The sequence below is a fragment of the Actinomadura rupiterrae genome, from assembly GCF_024172125.1.
Classification (GTDB): Bacteria; Actinomycetota; Actinomycetes; order Streptosporangiales; family Streptosporangiaceae; genus Spirillospora; species Spirillospora rupiterrae.
This window is the reverse complement of the sequence record NZ_JAMZEA010000007.1, coordinates 182,373-208,460: the sequence shown is the minus strand read 5'-3', so window position 1 is coordinate 208,460 and position 26,088 is coordinate 182,373. Positions and strand designations below refer to the sequence as shown.

At 69.8% G+C, this 26,088-nt stretch carries 34 protein-coding genes, 3 tRNA genes and 1 pseudogene; 23 read left to right on the top strand and 15 right to left on the bottom strand.

The window, feature by feature from the left end; translation table 11 throughout:
* Positions 1–10 precede the first annotated feature (10 nt).
* Positions 11–1,123: a D-alanine--D-alanine ligase family protein gene (locus tag FHU30_RS25325; protein WP_253879088.1), complete on the top strand. Its 1,113-nt coding sequence runs from the start codon at positions 11–13 to the stop codon at positions 1,121–1,123.
* Positions 1,124–1,178: 55 nt separating this feature from the next.
* Here the strand turns inward: FHU30_RS25325 and FHU30_RS25320 are convergent, their stop codons facing one another.
* A complete protein-coding gene (locus FHU30_RS25320) occupies positions 1,179–2,936 on the bottom strand; it encodes a beta-propeller domain-containing protein (protein WP_253879087.1) in 1,758 nt (585 codons plus the stop codon).
* Positions 2,937–3,172: 236 nt separating this feature from the next.
* On the opposite strand from FHU30_RS25320, the gene FHU30_RS25315 reads away from it, so the two are divergent.
* Entirely contained in the window at positions 3,173–3,757 is a 585-nt protein-coding gene (locus FHU30_RS25315; protein WP_253879086.1) for an acetamidase/formamidase family protein, read from the top strand.
* On the opposite strand, the gene FHU30_RS25310 is transcribed toward FHU30_RS25315, so the two are convergent.
* The 4 genes from FHU30_RS25310 to FHU30_RS25295 are packed head-to-tail and all read right to left on the bottom strand — an operon-like array spanning position 3,711 to position 7,162.
* Positions 3,711–4,088 carry a carboxymuconolactone decarboxylase family protein gene (locus FHU30_RS25310; protein WP_253879085.1) on the bottom strand — a complete coding sequence of 126 codons (378 nt, stop codon included), beginning with the start codon at positions 4,086–4,088 and terminating at the stop codon, positions 3,711–3,713. The genes FHU30_RS25315 and FHU30_RS25310 overlap by 47 nt on opposite strands.
* A complete protein-coding gene (locus FHU30_RS25305) occupies positions 4,081–4,932 on the bottom strand; it encodes an NAD(P)-dependent oxidoreductase (RefSeq protein WP_253879084.1) in 852 nt (283 codons plus the stop codon). The genes FHU30_RS25310 and FHU30_RS25305 overlap by 8 nt, the downstream gene beginning before the upstream one ends.
* Positions 4,929–5,681, bottom strand: coding sequence for an SDR family oxidoreductase (locus FHU30_RS25300; protein ID WP_253879083.1), 753 nt, complete (start codon positions 5,679–5,681; stop codon positions 4,929–4,931). Before FHU30_RS25300 ends, FHU30_RS25305 begins: the two co-directional genes overlap by 4 nt.
* A 2-nt stretch (positions 5,682–5,683) precedes the next feature.
* Positions 5,684–7,162 (bottom strand): aldehyde dehydrogenase, encoded by a 1,479-nt coding sequence (locus tag FHU30_RS25295; protein ID WP_253879082.1) that lies wholly within the window; start codon positions 7,160–7,162, stop codon positions 5,684–5,686.
* 23 nt (positions 7,163–7,185) lie between these two features.
* Here FHU30_RS25295 and FHU30_RS25290 point away from each other — a divergent pair, with 23 nt between their 5' ends.
* The 7 genes from FHU30_RS25290 (at position 7,186) to FHU30_RS25260 (ending at position 11,209) form a co-directional block, all read left to right on the top strand.
* Positions 7,186–7,866, top strand: coding sequence for a hypothetical protein (locus tag FHU30_RS25290; RefSeq protein ID WP_253879081.1), 681 nt, complete (start codon positions 7,186–7,188; stop codon positions 7,864–7,866).
* Positions 7,867–7,964: 98 nt separating this feature from the next.
* Complete coding sequence (locus tag FHU30_RS25285; protein ID WP_253879080.1) at positions 7,965–8,843, top strand: metal-dependent hydrolase; 879 nt, start codon at positions 7,965–7,967, stop codon at positions 8,841–8,843.
* On the top strand, positions 8,840–9,877 hold the full coding sequence (locus FHU30_RS25280; RefSeq protein ID WP_253879079.1) for a PDR/VanB family oxidoreductase: 1,038 nt from the start codon (positions 8,840–8,842) through the stop codon (positions 9,875–9,877). The genes FHU30_RS25285 and FHU30_RS25280 overlap by 4 nt, the downstream gene beginning before the upstream one ends.
* A gap of 190 nt (positions 9,878–10,067) precedes the next feature.
* A tRNA-Leu gene (locus tag FHU30_RS25275) sits at positions 10,068–10,141 on the top strand.
* A 4-nt stretch (positions 10,142–10,145) separates the two neighbouring features.
* Positions 10,146–10,218 (top strand) — tRNA-Leu (locus FHU30_RS25270).
* 5 nt (positions 10,219–10,223) lie between these two features.
* Positions 10,224–10,306: transfer RNA gene (locus tag FHU30_RS25265), tRNA-Tyr, on the top strand.
* A gap of 348 nt (positions 10,307–10,654) precedes the next feature.
* Entirely contained in the window at positions 10,655–11,209 is a 555-nt protein-coding gene (locus FHU30_RS25260) for a cysteine hydrolase family protein (RefSeq protein ID WP_253879078.1), read from the top strand.
* 3 nt (positions 11,210–11,212) lie between these two features.
* On the opposite strand, the gene FHU30_RS25255 is transcribed toward FHU30_RS25260, so the two are convergent.
* Positions 11,213–11,746, bottom strand: coding sequence for a TetR/AcrR family transcriptional regulator (locus FHU30_RS25255; protein WP_253879077.1), 534 nt, complete (start codon positions 11,744–11,746; stop codon positions 11,213–11,215).
* Positions 11,747–11,886: 140 nt separating this feature from the next.
* Between FHU30_RS25255 and FHU30_RS25250 the strand changes: the two genes are divergently transcribed.
* Positions 11,887–12,540 carry a class I SAM-dependent methyltransferase gene (locus FHU30_RS25250; RefSeq protein ID WP_253879076.1) on the top strand — a complete coding sequence of 218 codons (654 nt, stop codon included), beginning with the start codon at positions 11,887–11,889 and terminating at the stop codon, positions 12,538–12,540.
* Here FHU30_RS25250 and FHU30_RS25245 read toward each other — a convergent pair.
* Positions 12,522–12,941, bottom strand: coding sequence for a DUF6463 family protein (locus tag FHU30_RS25245; RefSeq protein ID WP_253879075.1), 420 nt, complete (start codon positions 12,939–12,941; stop codon positions 12,522–12,524). The two genes, FHU30_RS25250 and FHU30_RS25245, sit on opposite strands and share 19 nt — an antisense overlap.
* A gap of 113 nt (positions 12,942–13,054) precedes the next feature.
* On the opposite strand from FHU30_RS25245, the gene FHU30_RS25240 reads away from it, so the two are divergent.
* Positions 13,055–13,603, top strand: coding sequence for a TetR/AcrR family transcriptional regulator (locus FHU30_RS25240; protein ID WP_253879074.1), 549 nt, complete (start codon positions 13,055–13,057; stop codon positions 13,601–13,603).
* A gap of 19 nt (positions 13,604–13,622) precedes the next feature.
* Here FHU30_RS25240 and FHU30_RS25235 read toward each other — a convergent pair whose 3' ends face one another.
* The 6 genes from FHU30_RS25235 to FHU30_RS25210 all read right to left on the bottom strand — a co-directional run bounded on the left by FHU30_RS25235 (position 13,623) and on the right by FHU30_RS25210 (position 16,439).
* On the bottom strand, positions 13,623–14,198 hold the full coding sequence (locus FHU30_RS25235; protein WP_253879073.1) for a GNAT family N-acetyltransferase: 576 nt from the start codon (positions 14,196–14,198) through the stop codon (positions 13,623–13,625).
* Between the two features lie 71 nt (positions 14,199–14,269).
* Positions 14,270–14,821 carry a hypothetical protein gene (locus FHU30_RS25230; protein ID WP_253879072.1) on the bottom strand — a complete coding sequence of 184 codons (552 nt, stop codon included), beginning with the start codon at positions 14,819–14,821 and terminating at the stop codon, positions 14,270–14,272.
* A gap of 54 nt (positions 14,822–14,875) precedes the next feature.
* On the bottom strand, positions 14,876–15,133 hold the full coding sequence (locus FHU30_RS25225) for a DUF397 domain-containing protein (protein WP_253879071.1): 258 nt from the start codon (positions 15,131–15,133) through the stop codon (positions 14,876–14,878).
* 7 nt (positions 15,134–15,140) lie between these two features.
* Positions 15,141–15,392: a DUF397 domain-containing protein gene (locus tag FHU30_RS25220; RefSeq protein WP_253879070.1), complete on the bottom strand. Its 252-nt coding sequence runs from the start codon at positions 15,390–15,392 to the stop codon at positions 15,141–15,143.
* A 7-nt stretch (positions 15,393–15,399) separates the two neighbouring features.
* Complete coding sequence (locus FHU30_RS25215; RefSeq protein WP_253879069.1) at positions 15,400–15,585, bottom strand: DUF397 domain-containing protein; 186 nt, start codon at positions 15,583–15,585, stop codon at positions 15,400–15,402.
* Complete coding sequence (locus FHU30_RS25210; RefSeq protein ID WP_253879068.1) at positions 15,576–16,439, bottom strand: helix-turn-helix domain-containing protein; 864 nt, start codon at positions 16,437–16,439, stop codon at positions 15,576–15,578. The genes FHU30_RS25215 and FHU30_RS25210 overlap by 10 nt, the downstream gene beginning before the upstream one ends.
* A 104-nt stretch (positions 16,440–16,543) precedes the next feature.
* Between FHU30_RS25210 and FHU30_RS25205 the strand changes: the two genes are divergently transcribed.
* From FHU30_RS25205 to FHU30_RS25185, 5 genes and pseudogenes are all read left to right on the top strand, one after another.
* Complete coding sequence (locus tag FHU30_RS25205; protein WP_253879067.1) at positions 16,544–16,930, top strand: ATP-binding protein; 387 nt, start codon at positions 16,544–16,546, stop codon at positions 16,928–16,930.
* A 229-nt stretch (positions 16,931–17,159) separates the two neighbouring features.
* Positions 17,160–17,483 (top strand): hypothetical protein, encoded by a 324-nt coding sequence (locus FHU30_RS25200; protein WP_253879066.1) that lies wholly within the window; start codon positions 17,160–17,162, stop codon positions 17,481–17,483.
* Positions 17,480–17,824, top strand: a complete 345-nt coding sequence (locus FHU30_RS25195) for a nucleotidyl transferase AbiEii/AbiGii toxin family protein (protein ID WP_253879065.1) — start codon at positions 17,480–17,482, stop codon at positions 17,822–17,824. The genes FHU30_RS25200 and FHU30_RS25195 overlap by 4 nt, the downstream gene beginning before the upstream one ends.
* Before the next feature lie 27 nt (positions 17,825–17,851).
* A pseudogene (locus FHU30_RS25190) lies at positions 17,852–18,187 on the top strand (nucleotidyl transferase AbiEii/AbiGii toxin family protein); the annotation flags it as partial.
* 57 nt (positions 18,188–18,244) lie between these two features.
* Complete coding sequence (locus tag FHU30_RS25185; RefSeq protein WP_253879063.1) at positions 18,245–18,823, top strand: HD domain-containing protein; 579 nt, start codon at positions 18,245–18,247, stop codon at positions 18,821–18,823.
* Between the two features lie 27 nt (positions 18,824–18,850).
* Here the strand turns inward: FHU30_RS25185 and FHU30_RS25180 are convergent, their stop codons facing one another.
* Both FHU30_RS25180 and FHU30_RS25175 read right to left on the bottom strand, forming a co-directional pair.
* Positions 18,851–19,861: an aldo/keto reductase gene (locus tag FHU30_RS25180; RefSeq protein WP_253879062.1), complete on the bottom strand. Its 1,011-nt coding sequence runs from the start codon at positions 19,859–19,861 to the stop codon at positions 18,851–18,853.
* A 47-nt stretch (positions 19,862–19,908) separates the two neighbouring features.
* Positions 19,909–20,616 carry an MBL fold metallo-hydrolase gene (locus FHU30_RS25175; protein ID WP_253879061.1) on the bottom strand — a complete coding sequence of 236 codons (708 nt, stop codon included), beginning with the start codon at positions 20,614–20,616 and terminating at the stop codon, positions 19,909–19,911.
* A gap of 95 nt (positions 20,617–20,711) precedes the next feature.
* Between FHU30_RS25175 and FHU30_RS25170 the strand changes: the two genes are divergently transcribed.
* From FHU30_RS25170 to FHU30_RS25140, 7 genes are all read left to right on the top strand, one after another.
* Positions 20,712–21,242 carry a TetR/AcrR family transcriptional regulator gene (locus FHU30_RS25170; protein ID WP_253879060.1) on the top strand — a complete coding sequence of 177 codons (531 nt, stop codon included), beginning with the start codon at positions 20,712–20,714 and terminating at the stop codon, positions 21,240–21,242.
* A gap of 89 nt (positions 21,243–21,331) precedes the next feature.
* The gene (locus tag FHU30_RS25165) at positions 21,332–21,889 is read left to right on the top strand and encodes a TetR/AcrR family transcriptional regulator (protein ID WP_253879059.1); all 558 of its coding nucleotides are present in this window, start codon (positions 21,332–21,334) and stop codon (positions 21,887–21,889) included.
* Between the two features lie 14 nt (positions 21,890–21,903).
* Positions 21,904–23,088 carry a cytochrome P450 gene (locus FHU30_RS25160; protein WP_253879058.1) on the top strand — a complete coding sequence of 395 codons (1,185 nt, stop codon included), beginning with the start codon at positions 21,904–21,906 and terminating at the stop codon, positions 23,086–23,088.
* Between the two features lie 48 nt (positions 23,089–23,136).
* Positions 23,137–23,916: an SDR family oxidoreductase gene (locus FHU30_RS25155; RefSeq protein ID WP_253879057.1), complete on the top strand. Its 780-nt coding sequence runs from the start codon at positions 23,137–23,139 to the stop codon at positions 23,914–23,916.
* A complete protein-coding gene (gene cyp51 / locus FHU30_RS25150; RefSeq protein WP_253879056.1) occupies positions 23,913–25,238 on the top strand; it encodes a lanosterol 14-alpha demethylase in 1,326 nt (441 codons plus the stop codon). Before FHU30_RS25155 ends, cyp51 begins: the two co-directional genes overlap by 4 nt.
* Entirely contained in the window at positions 25,235–25,435 is a 201-nt protein-coding gene (locus FHU30_RS25145; RefSeq protein WP_253879055.1) for a ferredoxin, read from the top strand. Before cyp51 ends, FHU30_RS25145 begins: the two co-directional genes overlap by 4 nt.
* A 59-nt stretch (positions 25,436–25,494) precedes the next feature.
* Positions 25,495–26,046, top strand: coding sequence for a nuclear transport factor 2 family protein (locus FHU30_RS25140; protein WP_253879054.1), 552 nt, complete (start codon positions 25,495–25,497; stop codon positions 26,044–26,046).
* Positions 26,047–26,088: the final 42 nt, after the last annotated feature.

Here is a 26,088-nt window from a genome sequence, read left to right as displayed (position 1 = left end):
GTCGGACACCATGTCCCAGGTTTCAGGCAAGATCCGTGTGGCGGTGGTGTTCGGCGGGCGCAGCTCCGAACACGCCATCTCCGCCGTCACCGCGGGCGCGGTGATGGCCGCGATCGACCGCGACCGCTACGAGGTGCTCCCGGTCGGCATCGCGCGTGACGGGCGGTGGGTGCTGCCCCCCGCGGACCTGGACCTGGCGATCACCGGTGGCCGGCTGCCCGAGGTCGGCGCCGAGGGCAGCGCGCTGGCGCTGCCGTTCGACCCCGAGGCGCGCGGCCTGATGGTCGTCGAGCCCGGCGAGGTGCCGCGCACGCTCGGCGAGGTCGACGTCGTCCTGCCGCTGCTGCACGGCCCCTACGGGGAGGACGGCACGCTCCAGGGCCTGCTCGAACTCGCGGGCGTCCGCTACGTCGGCGCGGGCGTGCTGGCGAGCGCGGTCGGCCAGGACAAGGGCTTCATGAAGCTGGTCTGGCAGGCGCAGGGCCTGCCGGTCGGCCCGTACGTGACGATGACCGACCGCGAGTGGCGGCGCGAGCGCAAGCGCAAGCTGGACGAGATCGCCGAGCTGGGCCTGCCGGTGTTCGTCAAGCCCGCGCGCGCCGGGTCCAGCATGGGCATCACCCGGGTGACCGACGAGGCCGACCTGGAGGCCGCGATCGAGACGGCCCGCGAGCACGACCCGAAGGTGATCGTCGAGGCCGCGATCGTCGGCCGCGAGATCGAGTGCGGCGTGCTGCAGGGCATCGGCGACGCGCCGGCCGAGGCGAGCCCGCCCGCCGAGATCCGGATGGCGAACGCGCACGACTTCTACGACTTCGAGACCAAGTACCTCGACGGCTCGACCTCGCTGACCATCCCGCCGGACCTGCCCGTCGGCGCGATCGAGGAGCTGCACCGGATCGCGGTGCGGGCGTTCGACGCGCTCGACTGCGAGGGCCTGGCCCGGGTCGACTTCTTCTACACGCCCGACGGCCGCTGGATCCTCAACGAGATCAACACCATGCCGGGCTTCACCCCGACGTCGGCGTTCCCGCAGATGTGGGCCGCCGCCGGGGTCGACTACCCGGCCCTGGTCGACCGCCTCATCCAGACCGCCCTGTCCCGCCGCGTCGGCCTCCGCTAGCCGCCTTCCGTCGGCCTCCGCTAGCCGCCTTTCAAGCCTTTCACGGTCGGGCGCGTCAGGGCTGGGGGTAGGTGATCTCGGCGCGCCTCTTCAGGTCGGTGAGGCCGGAGGCGATCGCGCCTGTGTCGGAGAACGTCCAGAGCGTGTCGCCGATGACCATCGCGCGGCGCACCCGGTCCTGCCTGATGAAGCCGGTGGGACGGATGCCCTTGGCGTCGATCGTCAGCGCGAAGGCGCCCTCGGGCGGCGGGTAGGTGCCGATCGACTGGGCCGGGATGACGGCCAGGCCGGTCGCGGGCCAGTACAGGAACGCGTGCGGGTCCATGCCGGTGTAGGAGAGCCGGTCCTTCTCGGTGTAGGACGCGATGCGCCGCGGGGGAGTCGAGCCGTCGAACTCCGAGACCAGCAGCCCGGTCGGGATGCCGCGGGCCGTGACGTCCTGGCCGACGCCGATGAGGTGGCCGTCCGGGGTGGGGTGCAGGTAGGACGAGTAGCCGTTGATCTTGAGTTCGCCGAGCGCGCGCGGGTGCGCGGGGTCGCCGAGGTCCAGCTCGTACAGCGGGTCCACCTGGCGGAACGTGACGGCATAGGCGATGCGTCCCAGGTAGCGGACGGCATACAGGCGCTCGTTGCGGCCCAGTCCGTCGAGCTGCCCGACCTGCGTGAGGCGGTCGTCCTTGCGGGTGAGGATGTGGACGCCGCTGACCTTCCCGACCGTCGTCGCGACGCGGAGCGCGCCCTGGTATTCGGACAGCGCGTACTGGTTGAGCAGCGTGCCGGGAACCGTTCCGGACGCGACCCAGCGGGGCTTTCCGGTCCCGCCGACGTCGAAGCGGTGGACGCGGGTCTGGATCGTCCCGGTGAAGGTGGAGCCCGCCACGTACAGGGTCGTCCCGTTGCCGTAGACGGTCTGGCCGTCGCCGACGACGCTGACCGGCTGCGGGTCGCCGAGGCCCTTCGCGGGGTCGATGGTCAGCACGCTGAGCAGCCCGCCACCGGTCGGCGCGGACGGGCGTTTCACCTGGTCGCAGGGCTCCTGGTAGGTCCTGGACGGCGCGCCGGGGACGGACACGGTCGCGCTGGGAAGCCAGTCGTCCAGCTTCGGCTGCGGCGTCGGCTCCTGGCTCGGCGACGTGGACGGGCTGTCCGGCATGGTGGTCCGGGGCAGGTGCTGCGGCATGTTCTCGCGCGGCCGGAACGGGATGATCATGCGCGGCGCCGAGCGGACGACGAGCCGGACCGTCGAGCCGGTCTGCCGCGCGTCCACGTACGAGCCGTTCACGGTCATCGTCCCGATCGCCTTCGGGACGCCGGTCAGATCGACGAGCGTGAGGGTCGTCTGGACGCGCCGGACGGCGGGCCCGCGGTCGGGCACGGTACCGGGCCGGACGGTCCCGGGCGGCGGGAGCAGGCTGCGCGTCGAGATCACGAGCGCGCGGTCGCCGCTGAGTAGCAGCTGGTCGCCGCGTATGTAGGGGCCGGGCGTGGCAGTCGCCAGCGAGAGCCGCGCGGTCAGCGTCCGGGTGGCGGCGTCGATGATCTGCAGGCGGTCTCCGGTGAGCGCGACAATGCGGCGGCCGTCGGTCTTCACGGAGTCGGGCTCGTCCGCGTCCGGTTCATAGGCATTTGTGCCGGAATGCTGTGCGGGGGCCTGGTTGGGCGCGGCGGCATAGGCGTTGCCGTCCGGGACGCCTGCTCGGCCCACCAGATCCCGGTCCTCCGGGACGGGCTCCGGCGGCGAGGCCTTGCGCAGATCCCGCAGGAGCGCGTCGCACGAGTCGTACCCGACCAGCTTCAAGGGCGGAAGGGCCACGGGACCGTTGCGGGTGCCGGAGGAGCCGCAGGCCGCAAGGGCGAGCGTCGCGGCCGTGAGCGCGGATGCACAAACCAGGGCACGCATGGGTGTTGGACGTCGCGGACGCGCGTCCGGTTCCTGGCTTTCCGGTGATGGCACGCTTACCTGCGCGTCGTCCCGTCGAAACGGTCCGGAAACAGCCGCGTAGGCATGATCGTGCCTGTCACCCCGCCGTCTCGGGAAGGGAACCCACCGTGCCGTCCTCGCTCATCGATCTCCCGCGCCGCTGGCATCCCCAGATCCCCGCTGCGGCCGAGGTCATCACGGGCGGGACGGCACGGCTGGCGGTCCCCGCGGCCGGACGGTCCGGACCGCTCGTGGTGGTCGGCGCCGAACCCGGCGATGTCGTGGTCGTGGACGTCCTGTCCGTAACGCGCGACGACGGCGCGCCGACCCCGCGCCCCGGACACCCGGGCTCGATCGGCTGCGCCTCGCCCGACCCGCGCGACGACCGCCCGCCCGGCGCGGGCCTGTGCGCCGAGCTGCGCGACGACCTGCACCGCGCCGGTCTGCGCGGCGCCGGCCTGAGCGAGGACGGGTTGCGCGACGCGGCCGGATGCTCGATCGCGCCGCTGACGGCCGGTTCGCGGGTGTTGCTGCCGGTCCGGGTGCTCGGCGCGCGGCTGGCGGTGGACGGCCTTCACTTTCCGGCGCGCGGCGTCTGCCATTCCGCGAGCGGCGTCGTCGAGGTGCGCGTGAACCTGACCAGGCGCGGTGTGGAGCGGTTCGCCGTCACCGGTCCGATCCTGATGCCCGACCCTTCTCCCATCTGGCGATGAGCGTGTCGACCTGCACCGACAGCTTGGATCCGAGCGGCCAGCCGATGTAGTGAGTCAGGAAGATCGCGATCTCGCGCAGCTCGTCCGGGGTGAGGTCGCCGCTTTCCAGCGCCGCCGGGATCTGGATGTCCAGAACGTCGTTCAAGCCCTGACCGGCGAGCATGCCGACCAGCAGTAGCCGCCGGTCGCGCAGGGACAGGCCCGGGCGCGTCCAGATGTCGCCGAACAGGTGGTCGACGGTGATGCCGAAGAAGTCGCCGGGCGCGTCGCCGACCTCCCAGCCGTAGACCTCGCGCATCTTGGCGAGGCCGCGGGCGCGCCGCTCATCCATCTCTCTCCTCAAGGCCGAGGCCGGCGGCGAACCGTTCGAGCGCGAGCCGGGCGAGCGGGGTGTCGACGTCCAGCTCGCCGGCCAGTTCGAGCGCGAACGCCAGGTCCTTCTCGCCGAGCGCCCGCACGTGCTCCAGGATCGGGCGCAGCGGATCGTCGTCCGCGAGCGGCGCGGTGGTCGCGCGCAGCATGATCGAGCCCGCGCCGCCGGTGATCGCGTCGGTGTGCCGGACGATCCGGGCGAGCCGCCGCAGCGACACCCCGGACGCCTCGGCGAGCCGCTGCGCCTCGGCGGCGGCCGTGAACGCGGTGAAGTGCAGCAGGTTGCGGGCCAGCTTCGTGCGCGTGCCCGCGCCGACCGGTCCCATGTGCAGGACGAGCCCGGCCCACGCCTCGAACGGTTCGCGGCAGCGCTCGAACGCCTCGTCCGAGCCGCCGACCATGACCGCGAGGGTGCCGTCTGCCGCGCCCATGAAACCGCCGCTGACCGGCGCGTCCACGACGTGCACTTCGCCTGCGCGGGCGGCCAGCGCCTCGGCGGTGCTCGCGCGGATGGTCGAGTGGATCGCGAACACGCTTCCGGGACGCATCACGGGCAGCGCCTCGTCCGCGACCTCGTTCACCTGCGCGTCGTCCCGGACCATGACCGAGACCAGGTCGGACGCCTCGGCCAGTTCGGCGACGCTCGTAGCGGCGCGCGCGCCCTCGGCGACGAGCGGCTCGACCGCTTCGGGACGCGTGTCGTAGACGACCAGACCGTGCTTGACCAGGTGTTTCGCCATCGGTGCGCCCATCTGGCCGAGCCCTATGAACCCGGTGGTCATCCGCACGGCCCCGGTGGTCATGCGCGGAACACCTCGCCGCCGTCCACGTTGATGATCTGCCCGGTGATCCAGCGCGCCTCGTCGGACAGCAGGAACAGGCACATCCCGGTCAGATCCTCCGGTGTGCCCATCCGCTTGATCGCGAGCCTGTCCCGGACGATCTTCTGCGACATGTTCCCCGGGACGACCGTCCGGTTCGCCTCGGTATCGGTCGGTCCGGGGGCGATCGCGTTGACCCGGATGCCCAGCGAGCCGAGCTCGTGCGCGAGCTGCTGCGTCAGGCCGTTCACGCCGACCTTCGCCAGCCCGTAGAACCCGGCGTACTGCCAGGCCGCCGTGGACGACTGGTTCACGACCGCGCCGCCGCCGCGCGCCTGCATGTGCGGGACGACGGCGCGGGTGCAGAGCAGCGCGCCGTCCATGTTCACGGCCATGAACCGCTTGTAGTAGTCCCAGTCGACCGTGAACAGGAAGTCGAGCTTCATCGTCCCGAAGATCGCGGCGTTGTTGACCAGCAGGTCGATGCCGCCGAAGCGCTCGGCCGCCGCGTCCGCCATGGCCTGGACGGACGCGGGGTCCGACACGTCGGCGTGCACGAACAGGCCCTTGATCTCGTCCGCTACGTCCTGGCCCGCGTCGTTGACGTCCGCGACGACGACGGACGCGCCCTCGGCGGCGAGCGCCCGCGCGTACGCCGCGCCGATCCCGCCCGCCGCGCCGGTGACGATCGCGACCTTCCCCTCGAACCGTGCCCCCTCGAACCGTCCCATCCTCACGCCCCTTCGGCGATCGCCTTGGTCTCCAGGTACTCCTCGAACCCGGCCACGCCCATCTCGCGGCCGATTCCGGACTGCTTGTAACCGCCGAACGGCACGTCCGCGCCGTACCAGACGCCGCCGTTCACGCTCACCGTCCCGGCGCGCAGCCGCGCCGCGACCGCGTTCGCCCGCGCGTGGCCGCCGTGCACCGCGCCGGACAGCCCGTACGGCGAGTCGTTCGCGATCCGGACGGCGTCGTCGTCGCCGTCGTGCGGCAGCAGCACCAGCACCGGCCCGAAGATCTCCTCGCGCGCCGTCCGCGCGGCGTTGGTGAGGCCGGTGACCAGCGTCGGCTCGATCCAGAAGCCGCGCTCGCGGCCCGCCGGACGCCCGCCGCCGCACGCGAACGCGCCGCCCTCCTCGACCGCGAGCCGCAGGTACGCCTCGACCCGGTCGCGCTGCCGCGCCGAGATCAGCGGCCCGCAGACCGTCCCGTCGTCGGACGGGTCGCCCGGCCCGAGCCTGCTCAGAGTCCTCGCCATGATCGCGGCGGCCTCGTCGTACCGGTCGCGCGGCACGAGCACGCGCGTGGTGATCGCGCAGCCCTGCCCGGCGTGCGTGACGCCCGCGAACGCCGCGTACGAGCAGGCCGCCTTGAGGTCCGCGTCGTCCAGGACGATGAACGCCGACTTGCCGCCGAGCTCCAGGAACACCCGCTTCAAGGTCCGCGCAGCGGCGGCCATGACCTCGCGGCCGGTCGCGGTCGAGCCGGTGAACGAGACGAGGTCGACGCGCGGGTCCTCGGCCAGCAGCGCGCCGATCCCGTGGTCGGACGAGGTGACCACGTTCAGCACGCCCGGCGGGATGTCGGTCTCCTCCGCCGCGAGGACGCCGAGCGCCGCCGCGCACCAGGGCGTGTCCGGCGCGGGCTTCAGCACGACCGCGTTCCCGGCGGCCAGCGCCGGGCCGACCTTCGCCAGGTTGATCTGGTGCGGGAAGTTCCACGGCGTGATCGCCGCGACGACACCGACCGGCTCCCGGACGATCCGCCGCCGCGACGCCATGCCCATCGGCGCGGCATGCCCGAGATCGGTCTCCCAGGCGTAGGACTCGGCGAGGTCGGCGAACCAGCCGAGATCGGCGACCGGGCCGTCCAGCTGCGCGCCGAATGTCAGGAAGCGCGGCGCGCCCGCCTCCTGGATCGTGATCTCGCGCAGCTCGTCCGCGTGCTTCTGGAGGGCGTCCCGGAGCTGGCGCAGGCAGTGCACGCGGAACTTCACATCGGACGACCAGCCGGACTCGTCGAACGCGCGGCGCGCGGCTTCGAGCGCGCGGTCGAGATCGTCCGCGGTGGCGTCGGCGGCCTGGCCGACCACCTCGCCGGTCGCGGGGTTCAGGGTGTCGAACGTGCCGCCGGAGCCGGGGACGAGGCGGCCGTCCAGGAGCAGGGGAGAGGGGTGGTTGCCGAACAAGCGATCGGTTGTTCTGGACACCTGTCCAGACTACATTTCAGAACATGACCGAACGCAAGCCCCGGCCCGACTATTCGGGGGAGTTCGACCCCGACTTCCGCTTCGAGGACCTGTCGCGGGACGCGCTCGTCCGGCTCGTCCGCGAGTACGCGCTGATCGTCCACCTGCTCGACCGCTCCGGCATGACCGCCGTCGGCCTCCGCTACGGCCAGGCGGCCGTCGAGGAGATCGCCATCGAGGAGTGGAAGGGCGCCAGCCCGATCTACACCGACCGGATCCGCGAGATCATGCGGATCGAGGGCGACGGCGTCTCGGCGATCTTCAAATGCCTCCAGCTCGACCCCGGGTTCGCCTTCTCCTACATGGACGTCGAGTACGAGCTGGTCGACGAGCGGCACGGCTACTTCCAGCTCCGCTCCTGCGGCGCGCTGCTCGACGTCGAGCCGTTCGGCGAGCGGTCGGTCACCGGCATGTGCCACACCATCGAGGACGGCACGTTCGACGTCACCGCGCAGGCCGTCAACCCGAAGGCGCGGATCCGGCCCGTCCACCGGCCGCCCCGGAACCCTGCCGGACGCGTCCCGCACTGCCGCTGGGAAGTGGTCATCGACGACGACACCGACACGCTCCCCGAGGCCGACATCACCCGCATGACCCGCGGCACCACCGCGGCCCGGCACCGCTTCCCGGCGATGCGGGACGGAACACCTCACATCCCCGGGTGACATGCCTCACCGGGACGTTACGTTGTCAACCGGCGAGCGTCCGTTGTACTTTCTGGACAGTTCGTCAATAAGACCCGTACCACCCGCCGGAGCCGCCCATGACCGCCCAGCTCGGGGAGCCGGACAACCTCGTCCTGCAGGCCCGCGACGTGCGCTTCGACTGGTCCGCGGTCCCGCTGCACTGGATCCCCGGCGACCCCGTCGCCACCCACCTGATCAACGTGCTGCACATGCTGCTCCCGGCCGGCGAGGAGTGGTTCGTCCGGGTCTTCAAGGAGGCCGTCCCGCTGATCGAGGACGACGACCTCCGCGAGGACGTGCTCGGCTTCATCGGCCAGGAGGCCATGCACGCCTCCTCGCACGACGCCGTCCTCGACCACTTCATGGAGCAGGGCCTGGACGTCCGGCCCTTCGTCCGGCAGGTCGAGTTCCTCTTCGAGAGCATGCTCGGCGACCGCGGCCTCACCGGCGACCGCCGCCGCGCCTGGCTCAACGAGCGGATCTCCCTCATCGCCGCCATCGAGCACTTCACCGGCGTCCTCGGCGACTGGATCCTCAACGCCACCGCCCTGGACGAGGCCGGCGCCGACCCGATGATGCTCGACCTGCTGCGCTGGCACGGCGCCGAGGAGGTCGAGCACCGGCACGTCGCGCACGAGCTGTTCATGCACCTCGACGGCCGCTACCCGGCCCGGCTCCGCGCCATGGCCGAGACGGTCACCGCCCTGGTCTCGCTCTGGCAGCGCGGCCACCGCTACCTCATGGCCGCCGATCCGATCGTCAAGGGCCGCATCAAGGGCGGCGTCCGGCACATCCGCCGCACCGGACGCGCCGGGCTCACCCCCGAGGGCCGCATGGTCGCCGCGTCCATCCGCCGCTACACGCGCCGCGACTACAGCCCCCTCAACGAGGGCTCCACCGAGCAGGCCCTCGCCTACCTCGCCACGTCCCCGGCCGCCCAGGCGGCGCTCCGGTGACCATCCCGCCCGACCTGTACGGCCGCCGCTCCCGCGACCGCTTCGTCATCGCCGCGTCCGCCCTGTTCAGCGGCCTGTACAGGCTCCGCACGCTCCGCACCCCGACGCTGCCGCCCGTCCGCCCGGTGGACCGCTCCATGCGCCTGGTCGTGCAAGCCGTCACGCAGGTCGCCGAGGAAGTCGTGTCCCTCACCCTCGCCGCCCCCGACGGCCGCCTGCTCCCGGCCTGGCAACCCGGCTCCCACCTGGACCTGCACCTGCCGTCCGGCCGCCGCCGCCAGTACTCCCTCTGCGGCGACCCGTCCGACCTGGGCACGTACCGCATCGCCGTCCGCCGCCTCCCCGACGGCGGAGGCGGCTCCCTGGAAGTCCACGGGCTTTCCGAAGGCACCGTCCTCAAAGTCCAGGGCCCCCGCAACGCCTTCCCCTTCATCCCCCGCAAGCGCTACCTCTTCATCGCGGGCGGCATCGGCATCACCCCCATCCTCCCGATGGTGAAAGCGGCCGAAAAACTGGGCGCCGACTGGCACCTCATCTATACCGGCCGCACCCGCGCGACCCTCCCTTTCCTGGACGAGCTGCCAGACCAGCGCGTCACCATCCGCACGGACGACACGGACGGCATCCCGACCAGCGATTTCCTCCTCGCCTCCGCCACTCCCGGAACCGCCGTCCACGTCTGCGGCCCGTCCCCGATGATCGACGCCATCCGAGCCGCCCTCCCCGCGGACGCGACCCTCCACTACGAACGCTTCGCCCCGGCCCCCATCACCGACGGCAAGCCCTTCGAGGTGGAACTCAAGTCCTCCGGCCGCGTCCTCCAAATCCCCGCCACCCGCTCGGCCCTGGACGTCATCAAAGAGGAGAAGCCCGACGTCGCCTACTCCTGCCGCCAAGGCTTCTGCGGCACCTGCAAGACGCGAATCCTCTCCGGCGCCGCAGACGACCGAGCCCCCTCCGACCCCGCAGGCGACAACACCATGCTCATCTGCGTCTCCCGAGCCACCCAAGGCCGCCTCACCCTGGACCTTTAATTCCGTTGCACGCCCTCCGCGGGGCTGGCAACCTAATGAACGTCCGCAACGGACAGAACCACCGAGAGGAGGACCGGCCATGCTGAAGCTCTATCGACTGCCCAAGGCGTCGCTCGCCAGCACCGGCCGGTATCCCACTTCCTGACTCCGGCCCGCGCGCAGGGTGACGCCGAGACTTCTCTCTATGTGCGCGGCTCTAGTCCAACTGGAAGAGGCGCCGGTTTCAGCGACCGGATGATCGGGGTTCGAATCCCCGGAGCCGCACTTCGCCCTCGTAGTCCAATGGTAGAGGCGTTCGGCTAAGGACCGAAATGTTGGGGGTTCGAATCCCTCCGAGGGCACGTATGGGGTGGCGCCGAAGTGGGAGAGTCGGGCCTGCCTGTAAAGCAGGTGCTTCGCGCTGAGTGGGTTCGAATCCCGCCTGCCCCACTTCTTACTTGATTCACGTTCCCGTGCGGGCCGATCAGGCATGCTGATCGGTCATGGGAATCTCGATGGAACTCGGCCGCGTCTCGCCCGAAGCCGCTCGGGCGGCGATGGCGGGCGGTTCGTGGCCGCGACCGGAGATGCAGGCGGGGGAGCGCTTCAGGGCAACCTTGTCGCTGGACAAGGCTTGGGGCGGGCTTTGTTGGCTGCTCGCCGCGGCTGGTTGCCCTGTCGATGCCGTGGGCGGCACTCCGTTCCCTGGAGAGCGGTCGTATGAGCGTCGGCTGATTCGAGTCCTTACGGTGCTGTGCATACGATGGCCTGCATCGGACGGATCGGACAGGAGAAGGCGTGGGCACCGCACTGATCATCGGGGACGTCCAGCAGGGCATCACGGGCGCGTATCCGTTCGCCAAGCAGGTCGTGGCGCCGCTGGCGGACCTCCTGCCGCGCGCTCGCGAGGCCGGCGCCCTGGTCGTGTTCGTGCATTTCGGGTTCCGCCCGAACGGGGCCGACCTGCCGGCCGACAACGATCTGTTCAAGTCGTTCTTCGAGGCGGGGGACACCTTCCACGAAGGGTCGTCCGGGACCGAGATCGCCCTTCCGGTCGCGGACGAGGACGTCGTCGTGATGAAGCGCCGTGCGAGCGCGTTCGCCGGTACTGACCTGGACCTCGTGCTGCGCGCTCGCGGTGTCGACACCATCGTGGTCGCTGGCGTTGCTACGAGCGCGATGGTCGCGGCGACCTGCTACGACGCCGCCGACCGGGGTTACCACGTCACCGTTCTGCGGGACGCGTGTGGTGACGGCGACCAGTCCATTCACGACTTCTTCATGGACGCCGTCTTCCCCGCCCGCGGCTTCAAGGTCACCACCTCTACCGAGTGGCCGAACGAACTCGGCTAGCGGTTACTGGACGGGCAGCAACGCCTGGACGCCTGGCAGGACGGTCGCGCGGAAGGCCGCGTCCAGTTCGGACGGAGTGGCCGTGACTTCGCCGTCCGCCCAGCGGGTCAGTAGCGCCATCAGAGCGCCGTGGACGCAGGTGACCGTCAGTTCCAGTGCGCCGGTCGGCGTTACGCCCCGGGCGAGGAGTTCGTCGCGGATGACGCCTCGGAGATGTTCGTTGGCGTGAGCGGCCTGTTCGTGTCCGCCGCGCCTGCCCAGCAGCGCTTGGATGATGCGGCGCTGTTCGTGGATGTGCTCGAACAGCGGACGGCTGAACGCGAACAAGGGCCCGTGGGGATCGGGCGCCGCGTTCAGGAAGCTGAGCTGTTGCATGGTCGCGGCGAGGACGGCGCGCTTGCCGTCGAAATGCGCGTAGAACGTGGACCGGCCGATGTCCGCGCGGTTGATGAGGTCGGTGACGGTCACCGCGTTGTAGCCCTTCTCCAGGATCAGGTCCATGAGGGCTTGCTGGATCGCCTGCCGGGTACGCCGCACGCGACGGTCGACCTTCTCTAACACTTCTCCGCCTTCTGTTCGGTAACGCACACCTGGCCCCAACTGGTTGTTGACCCCGTTCGGCGGCCGAACACACCATGCGTTAACGAACAGACTGTTCCGAATGAAGGAGATGCGCAATGGGGCTGCGTGGACTGGTGCACGGGACCGAACACGATCACGGCGAGTCGGGCGGGACGCTCAGGCACCCGCGCGCCTACGAGTTCGTGGCGGGCTTCGGGTTCCTGGGACGGCGGCGCGAGACCTTCCTCCGGCTGGCCGCGCTGGCCGGCGCCCGTCCGGGCGTGCGCGTCCTTGACGTCGGCTGCGGGACGGGCTACCTGACGAGAATCCTGTCCACGGTCGTCGGGGACGGCGAGGTCGTCGGGCTCGACCCGTCCGAGCCGATGGTCGAGTACGCGCGCCGCCGCGCCCCCGCGAACTGCACGTACGTCGTCGCGGGCGGTCGGGAGACCGGCCTTCCGGACGGATCGTTCGACGTGGTGGTCTCCAGCCTGGCCGTCCACCACATGCCGGTGGACGATCGCGCGCCCGCCTTCGCGGAGATGTTCCGCGTCCTGCGGCCCGGCGGGACGCTCCTGATCGCCGAGTTCCGTCCGCCGTCCAACCGGCTGGTCGCCGCGCTCACCGGCCACATGACCGGCCCGGCGATGCGGCACAGCCCCAAGGACCTGCTCGGAACCCTGATCCCCGACGCCGGTTTCGAGGTCGTCGACGAAGGCGATCTCCCGGTCATGCTGTCCTACGTCAAAGCTCACAAACCGGCCCGCTGAGTCTCAGCGGCCTGCTCCGCCGGGACGGTCTGGGCGCGTCCGGACGCCTTCTGCACCCCGCGCAGGAGCATGACGGCGAAGGCCACGAGCACCGGGCCCGGCGTCGGCTCGGCGATGACGGCGCAGACCACGGCCCAGCCCAGCACCATCCATGCCAGGAAGAGCGGCGGGGTGATGCCGCGCCGGTCCATCCAGACCACCGTGAGGCCGATGAGCAGGAGAGGCCATCCGAAACCGGCGGGGTTCGCCCAGAAGTAGCTGGCCTGGTGCGTGTCCTCCGTCCAGTGGCCCCACAGGCGCAGGGCGAACCAGTCGTCGAAGTAGCTCCTGCTGAGCAGCAGTCCGATGGCCAGATGCCCGCCACCGATCAGCGCCAGTCCCCGCCCGGCCCACCAGATCACCGCGCCACGCTCCCATCCATACAGTTCTGTACTGTATGGATGGGACGCTAGACTTCGCCCTGTTGCGAGCGCAAGGCACTGTGCCGCACCCCACAACCCGGGAGGAGACGGCGATGGCGGCGACGGCACGCACCCCGCGCAGCACGTGGATCGAGAAGGGATTCAACGCACTCGCCGCGGGCGGGCCCGACGCCGTCCGCATCGATGTGCTGGCAAAGGAACTCGGCGTCACCCGAGGCAGCTTCTACTGGCACTTCAAGGACCGGGACGCGTTCCTCGAAGCGCTCCTGGACGCCTGGCAGCAGAAAGGCGCCGACGAACTCATGGCCCAAGTGGAGGCCGAGACCGCCGACGCCAGAGAGAAGATCCGGCTACTGGGGACGCTCATCCCCACTTCGCCGCTAATACCTGTCGACCTGGCGATCCGCGACTGGGCCCGCCGCGATCCCGAGGTCGCGCAGCGCCTCCGGCACGTCGACAACCGCCGCATGGACTACCTGCGCAGCCTGTTCGGCGAATTCTGCCCCGACCCGGACGACGTCGAGGCCCGCAGCCTGCTCGCCTACTCACTGGCCATAGCCAACCAGTCCCTAGCCGCGGACCATCCGACCCGGACCCGCCCCGAAGTGCTCACCCAGGCCGTCCAGCACCTCCTCGCCTGACCTCCAGGGCGGAGATCGATCAGTTGGGAGCGGTCCACTCCTCGGCCAGGAGGGCGTAGGCGAGACCGTCGAGCCAGCCCTTGGTCCGGTGGAGGGAATCCTTCACCGTGTGCTGTTCGCGGCGCATGCCGACCCGCTCCATCAGCCGCCACGAAGCCTCGTTGTCGTAGAAGCACTGCGCGTGCAGGCGGCGCAGGCCGAGCTTCCCGAAGGCGACGTCGATGAGGGCGCGTACCGCTTCGGTGGCGTAGCCCTTGCCTCCGTAGGAGGGGTCCAGCGTCCACCCGAGCTCTCCTTGGACGCCCTTCGCCTGGTCGGCGACCTCCTGCTGGGCCCAAGCGTCCTGGACCTGCAGCGTCAGATCGCCGATCACCCGACCGTCCAGCTCGATGACGAGCAGGTTCGCGAGCCGATCCTCGCGGAGAAAATGCTCGCGGTAGTCGTCGAACGTCGTCGTGGCGCCCCCGACCCATTCCCAAGCTTCCGGCAGCTGCCGGTAGACCCAGGTCGCTTCCGCGTCGTCCGGGACGGCCCGGCGCACGAGCAGCCGGTCGGTGGCGATCGGCCAGTCCAGCGTGTCAAGAGGGTGGCGCATGGCCCACATGCTGTCAGAGCCCCAAGACCCCACAAAACCAATTATCCCGGGCGACACCACCTGCTCAATGGTCAGCGGCGCTGCCGGTCGTCGAGATCTCCTCGCCCGCCATCATGAGAATCGGCCAGGGCGCGGTGCTCAGCGTGTGCGCGATCAGGGCGCTCATCCGGCGCGCCGGCCTCGAACTGGCGCGCCTTGCGTGCGACCAGCAGGAGGACGAGCGCGCCCGGCAGTTCGGCAAGCGCCAGCACCGCCAGCGAGACCGCGAGATCGGACCTGCTCGCGGCGGTCAGCATGTCGAACCAGCCGTCGATGACGAAGACCGGAGCCGCGAGCAGCGCGGCGGTACGGGTCTCCCGGTGGCTGCCGCGCAACAGCCATCCGGTCGCGGCGAGCCCGGCGACCTCGAACACGTCAAGCCCGACCCACGTCAGCTGCCAGGTGTCGATGCCGGTCCAGGTGGTGTTCCAGTCCTGCGCCGGACCCTGGTCGGGCAGCGCGGAGCCCAGGTAGACGATCCAGACCGTCAGGCCCAGCGCCGCGACGAGGAGCGCCGTCCCGGTCAGCCGCGCGCGCCGCTCGTCCACCTCGGGGCCCACCAGCCACTTCACCCATGACCTCACGCGCAAACGGTAACCCACGGGCGGGGGATCTTCCTGAGCGCTGAATCCCGCCGACTACCTGGCGCGCACGGCCTCCAGCACGGCTTCGAACCCGTCCCGGCTCAGCGCCAGCACGCCGCCGTCCGGGTCCTTGCTGTCCCGCAAGGCCGCCCCGCCCACAGCGTCCGCAACCTCAACGCAGTTGTCGCCGATCTCGTCGCTGCGAGAAGCCTTGCGCCAGGCGGACGCGGGCACGGCGCCCACTTCGACGCATTCGCCGCCATTGGGGGCGCTGTAGCTGCTCTTTCGCCACTCGAAACCTTCGAGGTCCATCGCCTAGCTACCTCTCGCGAACGGCTGCAAGCACGGCCCCGAACCCATCCCGACTCAGCTCCAGCACTCCGCCGCCCGGATCCTTGCTGTCCCGTACGGCCACTCCGCCCAGAGCGTCTCCAACCTCCACGCAGTTGGCGCCGTCTTCGTTGCTTCGGGACGCCTTGCGCCACGCAGGTGCAGTGCCTACCTCAACGCATTCGCCGCCGTTGGTGCCGCTGTGGCTGCTCCTTCGCCACTCGAAACCTTTGAGATCCATCGCCTGGCTACCTCTCGCGGACGGCTGCGAGGACGGCCCCGAACCCGTCCCGGCACAGCGCCAGTACCCCGGCGTCCGGGTCCTTGCTGTCCCGCAAGGCCAGCCAACCCGCAACGTTCGCAACCTCAACGCAGTTGTCGCCGATCTCGTTGCTGCGAGAGGCCTTTCGCCACACCACCTGGCTCAGGTCCATTTCTCCTCAAGCGCCTCTCTGATCTTCGTGCGTGAGTCTGGGACGTTCAGGGACTGGGCCTGCACGCGTGAGAAGGTCTCGCACACGATGGCCAGGTCTTCCGGATCTCTGGACGTCTCTCCTCCGTAGGCCTTTGACGTGTAGACTACCTGCTTTTGATCGGCTTGCGTCGCGATCGCGAAGGACGCCCACAGGTTGCGAATGTAAATCGGGGGGAGTATCTGTAGGCAAATGTTTTCCGCTTGTGACAGTTCGTAAAGGAATTCGAGCTGCTCCCGCATGATCTCGACGGAGCCGACCTGGCGGTAGAGGACGCTCTCGTCCATCACGGAGTAGATGGATGGGGCGGGGGTACGGCTGCGAACATTCTGGCGCCGCATGCGGGCAAGCACGTCCTCTTCCTTCTTCAGGAGGACGCGTGCGTAGGCCTCGGTCTGGAACAGGCCGTAGACGATGCGTTGCTCGAACGAGCGCAGCGCACTCGCCGTGGCCTCGGCGTGTGGGTAGTTGCCGAAGACTGATGGATAACGGGCTGCCTTTATCGCCTGAAGCAGGTCGTCCCAAGCTTCGACGACTGTCGTCCCGCTGTGCAGCGCGTGGTCGAGACGTTGGGCGAAGTCCCGGCGGCAGCGGGTGTTGCCCAACTCGACCTGCGTGATGTACGTCCGCGCCACATTGGTGAGAGCTGCGACTTCGCGCTGTGTGAGCCCTGCCGAGAGGCGTAGCCGCTTCACCTCGTCACCGAAGGCGAGGAGTTCGGGGGCGTTCTTCTGTGCGGGCATATCGGTCTTTCGGGAGGTCAGCAACGGGGCAGTGGATGTCACTGAGTTGTTCGCACCCTGCAGTTGACTCATGACGCTACGCCTTGGCGTGACTGGATGAGTGTGTATTCGGCAACTCAGCGTGAGGGATGTTGCGAGGGACGCTCATGGCCAGGGAAAACGATCAGGGTGTGACGATGGCGGACGCCGAGATCGTGGTGGAGGCGTGCGGGGAATCGATCAAGGTGGTGCGGGATTTCGTGGGGGAGTGGTTCGGGGCGCGTGGGTATGCGTCCGAGCTTGTCTACGTTGCGCGGACGGTGGCTTCCGAGCTTGTTACCAATGCGCTCCTGCATGGCAGTGACCCGGGCGACCCGATCACTGTGCGTCTTCTGCTCTCGGATGCGGGGCCCGTGATTGAGGTGGAGGACGGGTCGGAGGTGCGGCCGGTCGTCCGGCCACTCGCGCTGGACGCGTTGTCCGGGCGTGGGCTGGCGATGATCGAGCTCATGACGCGCGCGTGGGGTGTTCGGCCGCGGGCCGGCGGCGGCAAGGTCGTCTTCGCGGTGCTGGACGTCGGGTGACCGGCCGCGTTCTGCTCCTGCACGTCCTGCGCGGCCTCTTTCCAGGGTGGGACGTGTTCGTGGATGACCGTTCGGTCTGGCGCGCGTCCGGGTTCGTCCTCGTCAGTGCCTCGTCCGCCGAAGCGCTCGCGGACGCCCTTCTAAAAGCTGAAGGGTGTCGGGAGCCTAGAGTCCCGTCTCGATCACAGAGAGGCACTCATGCTGTCGAGGATTGAGAGATAATGGGTTCATGCACGAGCCAGAGGGGCTTCCGTCGCGCAACGCGGACTACGCAGCGCGGCTGCCCGCGTCGATCGATGACCTGCACGGGCCGGTGACGGGGGCCGTGGAGCTTCCGCTTCATGTGGTCTGGTCGGGGCGGAAGAGGTTTGACCTCGGTGACACCCGCCAGCGCCTGGTGTTGTACGCCTTGCTGCTCTCGGAAGCTCCAGCCGCCGATCTCTGCAAGTGGCTGAATGGCGATCTTCTGCTTGAACAGTGGTCCGAGCTTCGGATGATGCTCAGTCCAGCACGCCGGCGTGCATGGGAGTCCGTCCTGCCCAGCGGCGCATGACGACGATCGAGCCACTCCCCGGTGGTCATCGGCGCGTCATTGTGGACGGCCTTCCCGCCTTCGACCGATTCGGGCTTCTGCTGGCCGGCGGATACTCCATGCGGGCTCACGACCTGCTCTGCCGCCCGTCCCAAGATCTGGACTTTGCCACCAACGATCAGCGTCCGCTGCGGGAGATCGCCGATGCGGTGGCCGAGCACTACCTGGCCCTGGGGTATTCGGTGGATGTCATCGAGGCGAGGGCCCGCTCCGCGAGACTGATGCTCACCTTGCCGGACGATGCCCAGGAACTGGAACTCGATCTGCTGAAGAAGCCTTGGGGCCTCGACGGGTTGCCCTAGAAGTCGACTGGGGGCGTCGTCCTCGCCACGATGCCTCTCGATGACGCTGTGGGGCTGAAGGTCCGTGCGCTGCACGATCGGACGGTGGTCCGGGACATCGTCGATCTTGAGGCGGCGGCCTCGAAGGGCGGCTTCTCCTTCGTCGATCTCGAGGTCTTGGGGCGACGCCACGAGCCCGAGCTCGATTTCGAGACCCTTGTCTACCGACTCGGAGCCGTCTCGCTGTTCGAGGATGAGGATTACGCTCCCTACGGACTCGCTGCGGACAAGATTGCGATGATCAGGCAGTTCGCGACCGCCTGGCAACAGGATCTGGCGAACCGGCTTGCCGAGCAGGGCTGGCTGGACGGCGCCGCTGACTGACCGTGCCTGCACTTGCCAAACGGCTGAGGCTTCTTGTCGGTGCCTTACGGTCTCTCTATGTTGCAGCGTGCTTTGGACGACCAAACTGATCCGCCGCTTCGTCCGCTGCCCGAGCAGGTTGCGGAGCTTCTGCGGGCGTTGGACTGTGCGCCTCGATTGGGGGCCCATTTACGGCTTGTGCATGATGTTGCCGCTGACCTCGCTGAATGGGTTGAGCAGCGGCATCCTGGGCTGGAGTTCGACAGGAAGGCCGTCTTGTTCGGGGCTGCTACCCATGACATTGGGAAGTTCGTGCATGTGGGCGAGCTTTCGGGGCCCGGGGCGTCCCATGAGGAAGCCGGGCGCGAGTTGCTGCTGCGGCACGGGTTCGACGAACGCCTCGCGCGCTTCGCGGCGACCCATGCGTCCTGGACGGAGGACATCCCGCTGGAGGACCTGCTCGTGAGCCTCGCGGACAAGGTCTGGAAGAACAAGCGCGTTCCCGAGCTGGAGGATCTTGTTGTCGCGCGGCTGGCTGAGGCTGGTGGGCGGGCGCGGTGGGAGGAGTTCGCGGCGTTGGACGACTTCCTCACGCGCATCGGGGACGGCGCGGACGAGCGGCTCGCCTTCCAGAACGCCTTTCCGCTGCGTGCGTGAGCGCCCGGCCGGGCCGGGCGCTCGTAGTCAGCGGTTGTCGACCTGGGACGCGACCTTGCCGTAGACGAACTCCTGCGTGCCGTTGATGAAGTCGGATGGGAAGCCGGGCGTGAAACCGGAGGCTTCGTTGAGGCGCTGGATGGCGTCCGGTTCGAGCGTCACGTCCAGGACGCCCAGGTTGTCGGTCAGCTGCTCGGCGGTCCGTGCCCCGACGATCGGGTGGACGGCCGGCGAACTCGCACGGACCCAGGCCAGGGCGACCTGGGCGCTCGTCGCTCCTAGCTCCTGCGCGACCTCGCCAACGGTCTTGGCCACCTCCAGGTCGTGGTCGCTGATTTGGCTGGGGTCGAGGCGGGTGCGGGGCGCGTTGCCCGAGTTGTACTTGCCCGACAGGATGCCGTTCGCCAAAGGGCTCCAGGCGGCGACGGACAGGCCGAAGTGCTCGGCCATCGGCAGCAGTTCGTTCTCGATGTCGCGCTTCAGCAGGCTGTAGGGCACCTGGAGGCCGGCGAACGGCGTCCAGCCGCGCCACTCGGCGAGGGTGTTCGCGCGGGCGACCACCCAGGACGGCGCGTCCGAGATGCCGACGTACAGCACCTTGCCCTCGCGGACGGCGTCGTCCAGGGCGCGCATCGTCTCCTCGATGGGAGTGTTGCGGTCCCAGATGTGCACCCAGTAGACGTCGATGTGGTCGGTCCGCAAACGGCGCAGGCTGGTTTCGAGGGACGCGCGCAGGTTCTTGCGGTGGTTGCCCGCCGCGTTGGGGTCGGCGCCGTCCCGGGACACGGTGTACTTCGTCGCGAGGACGAAGCGGTCGCGGCGGTCGGCGAGGAGTTCGCCCAGGTACTCCTCGCTCGCGCCGTTCCGGTAGTTGATGGCGGTGTCGACGACGTTGCCGCCCGCGTCCGCGTAGGCGTCGAGGACGCGGCGGCTCTCGTCGAGGCCGGCGCCGGGGCCGTCCGGCTGGCCGAACGTCATGGCGCCGAGGAAGAGTTCAGAGACGCGCAGGCCGGTTCGGCCGAAGAGTCGGTATCGCACCCCTGCCACGGTAGTGCTCGGCCGTGCTGACCGATCTTCGTTTGCCGCTAGGCGTTCCGGACGGCCTCGCCCACGTCGGCCGGTGAGACCTGCCAGGGGGCGCCGTGGCCGGGGAGGACCCAGGACGCCGAGAGTCCGGCGATCCGGTCGAGGGAGGCGAGTGCTTCGGCCGGGTCGTCGGTGAACGGCGCGGGCTGCGGTCCGGTGCGTCCGGTGAGGACGTGCCGGGTGGTCAGGGCGTCCCCGACGAAGAGCGCGTCGGCGATGGGGACGTGGATCGCGATGCTGCCCGGCGAGTGTCCGGGCATGCCCACGATGGCGGGCTTGCCCGGCAGGTCCAGGACGTCGCCGTCGGCGATCTCGGTGACCTCGCTGACGTACCGGGGGCGCAGGCCGTTCTTGCGAAGGGAGTAGCCGAAGAAGCCGAGCGCCGGGCCGAGGCGCAGGGGGCCGGTCGCGACCTTGGGCTTCTCGCCCGTGCGGGTGCGGACGGAGTCGTCCGCGTGGACGTACACCGGGACGCCGTGCTCGCTGCGCAGCCGCTCGGCGAAGCCGATGTGGTCGGAGTCGCCGTGGGTCAGGATGAGGCCGCGGATGTCGTCGGCGGTCTTGCCCAGCGAGCGCAGCTCGTCCTGGAGGTCCTTCCAGTGGCCGGGCAGCCCGGCGTCGATGAGCGTGATGCCCTCGGGGGTGTCGACGAGGTAGCACGCCACGATGTCGTTGCCGAGGCGGTGCAGGTGGGGGGCGAGTTTCACGGGGTTCTCCGGAAGGGGGGACGAAGATCGATGGCGGCTAAGATAAGTAGCTATCATGGCTAACGTCAATAGCTTTGATGGCGGAAGGACGAGCGGTGCCCACCCCTGAGAAGACCTCGTTCGACGAGATCGTCGCGGCGGGCCGCGATCTCCTGGAGGCGGCCGGCGTGAAGCGGCTGACGATGCAGGGCGTCGCGGAACGGGTGGGCGTCCGCGCTCCGTCGCTGTACAAGCACGTCAGCAACCGTGCGGCCCTGCTGGCGGCCGTCGCCGAGGCCACGCTTGAGGACCTGGCCGTCCAGCTGGAGGCGACCGACGGATCGCTCGACGCGCTCGCGCGCGGCTACCGGCGGTTCGCGATGGCGTGGCCGGAGGGGTTCCGGCTGATGCACTCGGTGGAGGTGTCGGCCGACGCTCGCGTCCGGGCGGCCGATCCGGTGCTGCGGGCGGTCCGTCCGCTCGTGGGGGAGGACGAGGCGCTCGAAGCCGCGCGCCTGGTGACGGCCTGGGCGACCGGCTTCGTCGAGATGGAGCTGAGCGGCGCGTTCCGGCTCGGGGGCGAGATCGACCGGTCGTTCGAGTACGGCCTGGCCGGAATCACCCGCGCGCTGGCGGACCGCCGCTGAATACGCCGCGCGCCGGCGGACCGCCGCTGACCGAGGGTGGACGGCGGGGTGCGGCTGAACTAGTGTCTGGACATGTGTCCGGAAGAGAGATGGCCACCGAGTCCACGCGGCGGCGGCTGACGTCGCGGCAGGCGGAGACGGTGCGCGGGTTGACCGAGGCCGCCGTGGAGGAGGTCCGGGAGGTCGGGTTCGACTCGCTGACCGTGCGGAACGTGGCGCGGCGGGCAGGAGTGGCACCGGCTACGGCCTACACGTACTTCGCGTCCAAGAATCACCTGGTGACCGAGGTGTTCTGGCGGCGGCTGAGCGCGCTACCGGACGTCTCCGGGGAGCCGGGACGGGCGCGGGTCGTCGAGGTGCTGCGCGAGATCGCGCTCCTGGTTTCGGACGAGCCGGAACTGGCCGCGGCCTGCACGACCGCGATGCTCGGCACCGATCCGGACGTCCGCGAACTGCGCTTGCGGATCGGGGTCGCCATCCGGGAACGGCTCCAGACCGCGCTCGGCAAGGACGACCCGAAGGCTCTGGGGGCGTTGGAGCTTGCTTACTCAGGGGCGCTCGTGCACGCGGGAATGGGCTACACCTCGTACGCGCGCGTTGCCGATCGCCTGGAAGAAGTGGCGGAGCTGATCCTGCCCGACTCCTAAGTGAGGTGGCGGCTGTGGACCCCTCCTACAGCCCGTACGACTACGCCGTCCATGAAGACCCCTACCCCCTGTACGCGCGCCTCAGAGACGAAGCGCCCCTCTACCGGAACGACGAGCTGGACTTCTGGGCTCTGTCTAGGCACGAGGACGTCGCCAAAGCGTTTCGTGATTTCGCGACGTTCTCCAGTAGCAACGGCGTCTCGCTGGAGCCGAGTGCTTGGGGCCCCTACGCGCATCGGACGATGTCGTTCCTCGCGCTCGATCCGCCTAAGCACACGCGTATGCGCGCGCTGGTTTCCAAGGGGTTCACGCCGCGTCGCGTCGAACTCATGGCCGATGGCATACGCGAACTGACGGCGTCCTACCTGGACGAGGCGTTGAGCGGCGGCGAGTCCGATTGGGTGACCGACTTCGCCGGGTTGCTGCCGATGGACGTCATCTCGCAGATGATCGGCGTCCCGAAGGCCGATCGCGCGGAGGTGCGGCGGCTCGCCGACATCGTCGTCCACAGGGAGGAGGGCGTGTTCGACGTCCCGCCTGCGGGCATGGAGGCGGCCCTGACGCTGGCCGGGTACTACCAGGATCTCGTCGCGGAGAAGCGCGCGCGGCCCGGCGACGACCTGACCTCGGCGCTGCTGGACGTCGAGACCGACGGCGACCGCCTCACCGATAAGGAGGTCATCGCCTTCCTGTTCCTCATGGTCGTGGCCGGGAACGAGACGACGACGAAACTCCTGGCCAACGCCCTGTACTGGGGGTTCCGCCATCCGGAGCAGGTGCGCAAACCGCTGGACGATCCCGGACGCGTGGACGACTGGATCGAGGAGACGCTCCGCTATGACACGTCCTCGCAGATGATCGGACGGACCGTCGCGAAGGACGTCGAGCTGCACGGGACGACCGTCAAAGCGGGGGAGCGGATGCTGCTGCTCGTCGGCTCCGCCAACCGCGACCCGCGGGTGTTCGACCGGGCCGGCGAGTACGACCTCGATCGCGACACCTCGCAGCTCGTCAGCTTCGGCGGCGGGCGGCACTTCTGCCTCGGCGCGAACCTCGCCCGCCTTGAGGCCCGCATCGCGCTCACCGAACTCGTCCGGCGGGTCAGGGGCTTCGAGGTGGACGAGGCGGGCGCGCGACGCGTCCATTCGATCAACGTGCGCGGGTTCGCGAGCCTGCCCGTCCGCTGGGAGGCCAGGTAAATGCCCAGGTTCGAGCGCGAGGCCGGGTTCGAGTGGGAGGGGCGGTAGATGCCCAGGTTCGAGCCGCATCCGCGGCGGCGGCCGGCGGTGGTGACGGGCGCTTCGTCCGGGATCGGGGCGGCCACGGCGACGGCGCTCGCGATGGCCGGGCATCCGGTCGCGCTCGGCGCGCGCAGGGTGGACAGGTGCGAGGAGCTGGCCGCGACGATCCGCGCGGGCGGAGGCGAGGCGTTCGCGCACCCGCTGGACGTTAGCGACGGCGAGTCGGTGAAAGCGTTCGCGGCGGCGGTCGAGTACCAGCTCGGCCCGGCCGAGGTCGTCGTCTCCGGCGCGGGCGACCTGTCCGCGCAGCGCCTGGACGAGGTCGACTCCGACGACTTCGCCGCGCAGATCCAGGTGCACCTCGTCGGCGCGCACCGGATGGTGTCGGCGTTCGTCCCCGGGATGGTCGCGCGCAGGCGAGGCGACATCGTGTTCGTTTCGTCCGATGTCGTCCGGTCGCCGAGGACGCGCATGGGCGCGTACGTCGCGGCGAAGAACGGCGTCGAGGGCATGGCGCGGCAGATGCAGATGGAACTGGAAGGGACCGGCGTGCGCGCGAGCCTCGTCCGGCCGGGCCCGACGTCCACAGGAATGGGGATGAACTGGGACCCGGAGACGACCGGCCAGGTTCTCGAAGAGTGGGTCAAGTGGGGACACGCCCGGCATCCGTACTTCCTGCGCCCGTCCGATGTCGCGGCGGCGATCACGGCGGTCGTCGGGATGCCGCGCGGCGCGCACCTTTCCCTTGTCGAAGTCCAGCCGGAAGCGCCCCTGGAGGAGCGATGACGATTCCGGTCGTTTCGGGCGGGCCTGATCATCTGGAGGAGCTGCGCGTCGATCCGATCGCGCTCATGCAACGGGTCAGGGACGAGTGCGGCGACGTGGGCGAGTTCCGGATCGGCGGGCGCCGCGTCGTGCAGCTGACCGGCGCCGAGGCGAACGAGTTCTTCTTCCGCGCCCCGGACGAGGATCTCGACCAGGCCGAGGCGTACCCGTTCATGACGCCGATCTTCGGCGAGGGCGTGGTGTTCGACGCGACGCCCGAGCAGCGCCGCGAGGCCCTGCACAACCAGGCGCTCAAGGGCTCGTTCCTCAAGGGGCACGCCGCGACGATCGCCGCCGAGGTCGACCGGATGGTGGCGGGATGGGGTGACGAGGGGGAGATCGACCTGCTCGACTGGTTCGCCGAGCTGACGATCTACACCTCGTCCGCGTGCCTGATCGGGCGCAAGTTCCGCGCGCAGCTCGACCACCGGTTCGCCGAGCTGTACCACGACCTGGAACGCGGCACCGACGCGATCGCCTACGTCGACCCGTACGCGCCGATCGAGAGCTTCCGCAGGCGGGACGAGGCGCGCGCGGAGCTGGTCCGGCTCGTCCAGCAGATCATGGACGGCCGGGACCCGCACCCGCCGCGCGACGACCGCGACCTGCTCGACGTCCTGCTGTCGATCCGCGAACCGGACGGGACGCCGAAGTTCAGCGCCGACCAGGTCACCGGCATGTTCATCTCGATGATGTTCGCCGGGCACCACACCTCGTCCGGCACGGCCGCCTGGACGCTGATCGAACTCCTCCGCAACCCCGCCGCGCTGGACGAGGTCACCACCGAACTGGACGCCCTCTACGCGGACGGACGCGACGTCAGCTTCCAGGCGCTCCGCGCGATCCCGTGCCTCGAAGCGGCGGTGAAGGAGGCGCTGCGCCTGCACCCGCCGCTGATTCTCGTCCTCCGGGTCGCGCAGAAGGAACTCGAAGTGCTGGGGCATCGCATCGAACCCGGCACGATGGTCGGCTGCTCGCTCGCGATCTCGAACCGCATTCCCAAGGACTTCCCCGACCCCGACGCTTTCAGGCCGGAACGCTACGCCGTGCCCAGGGAGGAAGACCTGCTCAACCGCTGGACGTGGGTCCCGTTCGGCGCGGGACGGCACCGCTGCGTCGGCGCGAACTTCGCGATGATCCAGCTCAAGGCGATCTTCTCGGTGCTGCTGCGCGACTGGGAGTTCGACCTCGCCCAGCCGCCCGGAACCTACCGGAACGACCACTCGAAGATGGTCGTCCAGCTCGCCCGGCCGTGCGTCGTCCGGTACCGGAGGCGGCGATGAGGATCGACGCCGACCTGGACCTCTGCCAGGGGCACGCGATGTGCGAGCTGGAAGCCCCGGACGTCTTCGAAGTCCCCAAGAGGGGCAAAGTCCGCATTCTCGACCACGAGCCGGACGACGAGCTGCGCGACGACGTGGCGCGCGCCGTCCGCTACTGCCCGACCCAGGCCCTGCGCATGACCGAGCCCCACGCATGACCGAGCCCCACGCATGACCGAGCCCTGCGCATTACCGACGCCCTACGGATGGAGGCGTGATGCCTGCGTTCCCCCGCGCCGAGCTGGACGAGATGGTCGAGCACTGGCTGGACGCCAACCGGCGCTGCGAGGCGGCGGGCGACTGGCGTCCGCTCGCCGACCTCTACACCGAGGACGCCACCTACGGCTGGAACATCGGCCCCGGCCAGGACTTCATGGCCGTCGGGCGCGACGAGATCCGCGACCTCGCGCTCGGCTCGGAGATGGGCGGCCTCGACGGCTGGACCTACCCCTACCAGGCGATCCTCGTCGACGAGCGGCGCGGCGAGGTCGTCGGCTTCTGGAAGCAGGTCGCCGATGCGAAGCGTCCGGACGGGACGCCGTACGAGGTCGCCGGGATCGGCGGAAGCTGGTTCCGGTACGCCGGAAACCGACAGTGGTCGTGGCAGCGCGACTGGTTCGACCTCGGCAACGTCACGTCGGTGTTCGTCGAGATGATGAAGGCGGGCGCCCTGTCAGACGGCATGCGCCGCCGCCTCGACAGGGCCGCCTCCGGGCAGCCGATCCCCGGCTACTACGCGCGCGGGGAGCTGCCCGTCCCGATGTGGTGAACGGCAAGGGAAGAGAGCGGCGGCGGCCGAGGTTGCACCGCA